The 4,184-nt window shown below is 71.4% G+C and carries 5 protein-coding genes; 3 read left to right on the forward strand and 2 right to left on the reverse strand.

From position 1 onward, the window contains the following. Together CCN56_RS33590 and CCN56_RS33595 are read left to right on the forward strand one after the other, a co-directional pair. On the forward strand, positions 1-350 hold a 350-nt coding region (locus CCN56_RS33590; RefSeq protein WP_086831619.1), incomplete at its 5' end, for an inorganic diphosphatase. 114 nt (positions 351-464) lie between these two features. Further along, entirely contained in the window at positions 465-2,117 is a 1,653-nt protein-coding gene (locus tag CCN56_RS33595; RefSeq protein WP_086831620.1) for a threonine/serine exporter ThrE family protein, read from the forward strand. Positions 2,118-2,139: 22 nt separating this feature from the next. Here the strand turns inward: CCN56_RS33595 and CCN56_RS33600 are convergent, their stop codons facing one another. After that, positions 2,140-2,841 carry a DedA family protein gene (locus tag CCN56_RS33600; RefSeq protein ID WP_086831621.1) on the reverse strand — a complete coding sequence of 234 codons (702 nt, stop codon included), beginning with the start codon at positions 2,839-2,841 and terminating at the stop codon, positions 2,140-2,142. A 151-nt stretch (positions 2,842-2,992) separates the two neighbouring features. On the opposite strand from CCN56_RS33600, the gene CCN56_RS33605 reads away from it, so the two are divergent. Next, positions 2,993-3,361: a YbjQ family protein gene (locus tag CCN56_RS33605; protein WP_086831622.1), complete on the forward strand. Its 369-nt coding sequence runs from the start codon at positions 2,993-2,995 to the stop codon at positions 3,359-3,361. Positions 3,362-3,463: 102 nt separating this feature from the next. Here the strand turns inward: CCN56_RS33605 and CCN56_RS33610 are convergent. Continuing rightward, positions 3,464-4,184, reverse strand: a 721-nt coding sequence (locus CCN56_RS33610; RefSeq protein ID WP_086831623.1) for a MerR family transcriptional regulator, incomplete at its 5' end; no start/stop codon positions are given.

Consider the following 4,184-nt stretch of genomic DNA (forward strand, 5'->3'; position numbering starts at 1 on the left):
CCCTCGGCGAGGACGGCGACCCGCTGGACGCGCTCGTCATCCTCGACGAGCCCACGTTCCCGGGCTGCCTGATCAAGTGCCGCGCCATCGGCATGTTCCGCATGACGGACGAGGCCGGCGGCGACGACAAGCTGCTGTGTGTGCCGGCGACGGACCCGCGCATGGAGCACCTGCGGGACATCCACCACGTGGCCGAGTTCGACCGCCTGGAGATCCAGCACTTCTTCGAGGTCTACAAGGACCTGGAGCCGGGCAAGTCGGTCGAGGGCGCCGACTGGGTCGGCCGCGCCGAGGCCGAGGAAGAGATCCAGAAGTCGTACGCGCGCTTCAAGGAGCAGGGCGGCCACTGAGTCCGTTCTCGCGGTCGTGTGAAGGCGGTGCACCTCTTGGGGTGCACCGCCTTCCGTACATCCGTCGCACCTTCATACTGGAATCCAGGATTCCCCGGGGATGAGGCGGAGAGAGTGGTGGCGGAGCCGGAGGACGGTGCTCCTGAGGACCGGAAGCCGCAGTCGGACGAGGCACGGAGCGCGTTCGTCCCGCCGGCGGGGGTGGAGCAGCCCGCGCCGCCCGAGGAGGACCATCCGACCTCCGAGTTCGCCCTTCCGCCGGGCTTGACGCCGGAGCCGCCGCCGGAGCCCGGGGGTTCGGCGTTCGCCCCGCCCGCCACGTACTCGGCGAAGGACTCCCCGCCCGCCTTCACCCCGGCGTACGGGGTGTCGCTGGTACGGCTCCCGCAGGACGCGCCGTGGCAGGACCGGATGCGGACGATGCTGCGGCTGCCGGTGGGTGAGCGGCCGGTGCCGGAGGCGGCGCGCAAGGAGGACGAGCCCGGGCCCTCGGTGCCGCGCGTGCTCGACCTGACCCTGCGCATCGGCGAGCTGCTGCTCGCGGGCGGTGAGGGCGCGGAGGACGTCGAGGCGGCGATGTTCGCGATCTGCCGCTCGTACGGTCTGGACCGGGTGGAGCCGACGGTCACCTTCACCCTGCTGTCCGTCACCTACCAGCCCTCGCTCGTGGACGACCCGATCACGGCGAACCGGACGGTGCGCCGCCGGGGCACGGACTACACGCGGCTCGCGGCCGTGTACCAGCTGCTTTCGGACATCAACGCGCAGGCGCACGAGGTGACGCCCGAGGAGGCGTACCGGCGGCTCGCGGAGATCCGGCGGAACCGGCACCCGTACCCGGGCTGGGTCCTGACGGCGGCGGCGGGCGTCCTGGCCGGTGCGGCCTCGGTGCTCCTCGGCGGCGGCGCCACGGTCTTCTTCGTGGCGGCGCTCGGCGCGATCCTCGGCGACCGGCTCGCGTGGCTGTTCGCGGGGCGCGGGATGCCGGAGTTCTACCAGTTCCTGGTGGCGGCGATGCCGCCGGCGGCGATGGGGGTGCTCCTGACGCTGCTGCACGCGGACCTGCGCCCGTCGGCGGTGATCACCGGTGGCCTGTTCGCGCTGATCCCGGGGCGGGCGCTCGTCGCGGCCGTGCAGGACGGGCTGACCGGTTTCTACATCACGGCCTCGGCGCGGCTCCTGGAGGTCGCGTACTTCTTCGTCGCGATCGTGGTCGGCGTGCTGTCGGTGCTGTACATCGCGGTGCAGTTCCACGCGGAGCTGAACCCGGAGGGGGTGCTGCGGCCGGTGGAGCGGCCGGTCGTGCAGATCCTGGCGTCGATGGTGCTGTGCGCGACCTTCGCGATCCTGCTGCAGCAGTCGCGGTCGACGGTGCTGTTCGCGACGCTGAACGGCGGGGTGGCGTGGGTGGTCTACGCGTCGATCTCGGTGACCGCCGGGGGCTCTGCGGTGATGGCGACGGCGGTGGCGGCCGGTCTGGTGGGCCTCTTCGGGCAGCTGACCGCCCGCTACCACCACACCTCGTCGCTGCCGTACGTGACGGCGGCGATCGGGCCGCTGCTGCCCGGTTCGGCGACGTACTTCGGGGTGCTCGCGATCGCCCAGAACAATCTGGACCAGGGCTTCGCCTCGCTGGCGAAGGCGGCGGCGCTCGCCCTGGCGATCGCGATCGGCGTGAACCTGGGGAGCGAGCTGGCCCGCCTCTTCATGCAGGCCCCGGGCGCGGCGGCGGCCCGCCGCGCCGCGAAGCGGACGAGGGGCTTCTAGGCCCTGATCCGCCGGACGGGCCCTATCGCTTGGCGTGGCGGCCGCGGGGAGTCTGCGGGTTCGGGACGCCGGGGGTGTCCTGGTCGCCGTGCGGCGGGTTCTTCTTCGCCTGGGAACGGGCCCGGAGGAGCTCGATCGCGACCGGGATCACGGAGATCAGGACGATCCCGACGAGGATCATCTCAATGTGCTTGTGGACGAACTCGACGTTGCCGAGGGAGGCGCCGAGCAGGGTCACGCCCGCGCCCCACAGCAGGCCGCCGACGAGGTTGAAGACGAGGAACGAGCGGTAGCTCATCCTGCTGACGCCCGCGATGATCGGCGTGAACGTCCGGACGATGGGGACGAAGCGGGCCAGGATCAGCGACTTCGGGCCGTGCTTCTCGAAGAACTCGTGCGCCTTCTCGACGTTCTCCTGCTTGAACAGCTTGGAGTCGGGGCGCGAGAAGAGGGCCGGGCCGACCTTGCGGCCGAAGAGGTAGCCGGCCTGGTCGCCGAGGACGGCGGCGACCACCACCAGGGTGCACACCAGCCACAGCGGCTTGTCCAGCTTGTTCGTGGTGACGAGCAGGCCGGTGGTGAAGAGCAGCGAGTCGCCGGGCAGGAAGAACCCGATGAGGAGGCCGGACTCGGCGAAGACGATGACCAGGACCCCGATCAGACCAAAGGTCCCGATCAGATAGTCCGGATCCAGCCAGCTCGGTCCGAGGGCAAGCGTGTTCACGGGTTCCGGGCTCCTGCGGTCGGTGGGGGCTTGGGGGACGGCTGGCCCCAAGCTATCAACGCGAGCCGGAGGCGCCCGGTTCCACCCGGCCCCCACGGGATGCGGACCCGGTCCGCCGGCCCGAGGCTTGGGGGTCAGGAGGTGCATGCCGATGGGCATCGACGAGTACGGGGGCGGCCAGGGGCCGCAGCCCGACGTGCTGGTCGTGACGACGAACGACGTGCCGGGCCACGAGGTCCGGCAGGTGATCGGTGAGGTCTTCGGGCTCACCGTCCGCTCCCGCCACCTGGGCAGCCAGATCGGCGCGGGCCTGAAGTCGATGATCGGCGGCGAGCTGAAGGGTCTGACGAAGACCCTGGTGCAGACCCGCAACCAGGCGATGGAGCGGCTGGTGGAGCAGGCCAAGGCACGCGGCGCGAACGCCGTGCTGATGTTCCGCTTCGACGTGACGGAAGCGGCGGACGTCGGCACGGAGGTGTGCGCGTACGGCACGGCGGTGGTGATCGGGCCGCGCGCCTGAGGTTGCTCTGCCGGGCCCTCGGTCAGGGCCGTACGCCCGAGGCTGCTTCTGCTGGGCCTTTCGTCGGGCTTTTCGTCGGGCCTTTCATCGGGCCGCCCGGCGTCAGGCCGCCTGTCGTGCGGCGTTCGCCCGGATCGCCTCCCTCAGGTGCTCGGGGAGGCCCGGGTGGATCGACTCGTAGAACGCGTGGAAGTTCTCGTCCGCGACGTACATCTCGGCGAGCTCCACATGGGTCCTCGGGTGGCACTCGAAGAACCAGGCGGTGAGGTGGCGGCGGTGGGCCTCGGCGAGGTCCATCGCCTCCTCGGACCCCGGCTCCGCGCCCCCGGCCATCAGGGCGGCGTAGGCGGCGCCCCAGGCGTCCACCTCGTCCTTCATCCGCTGCCACTCCTCCTTGCCGTACCCGGCGGCACGCGCCCGGGCCTGCTCGTGGGAGTGGGAGCCGCCCCAGCGGCGGGCGGTCTCCTCCGCGTATCGCTCGGGGTCCTTCTCCCCGAAGACCTCGAACTTCTCCTCGGGCGTGAGGTTGATGCCCATCTTCTTCGCCTCCATGGCGTGCTCGACGGCCGCCGCCATCCTCGTGAGCTCCCCGATCCGCTCGGTCAGCAGCGCGTGCTGCCGCCGCAGGTGCTCCTGCGGGTCGGCGCCCGGGTCGTCGAGGAGGACGGCGACCTCTTCGAGGGGGAAGCCGAGCTCCCGGTAGAACAGGATCTGCTGGAGCCGGTCGAGGTCCGCGTCGTCGTAGCGGCGGTGACCCGCCGTGCTGCGGCCGCCCGGCGAGAGCAGCCCGATCGCGTCGTAGTGGTGCAGGGTGCGCACCGTG

Source organism: Streptomyces sp. NRRL B-24572 (genome assembly GCF_002156145.1).
Taxonomy (GTDB): domain Bacteria; phylum Actinomycetota; class Actinomycetes; order Streptomycetales; family Streptomycetaceae; genus Streptomyces; species Streptomyces vietnamensis.

Coding starts and splice junctions, on each gene's coding strand:
- CCN56_RS33605 (WP_086831622.1), top strand. CDS start 2,993: ATGGGCATCGACGAGTACGGGGGCGGCCAGGGGCCGCAGCCCGACGTG.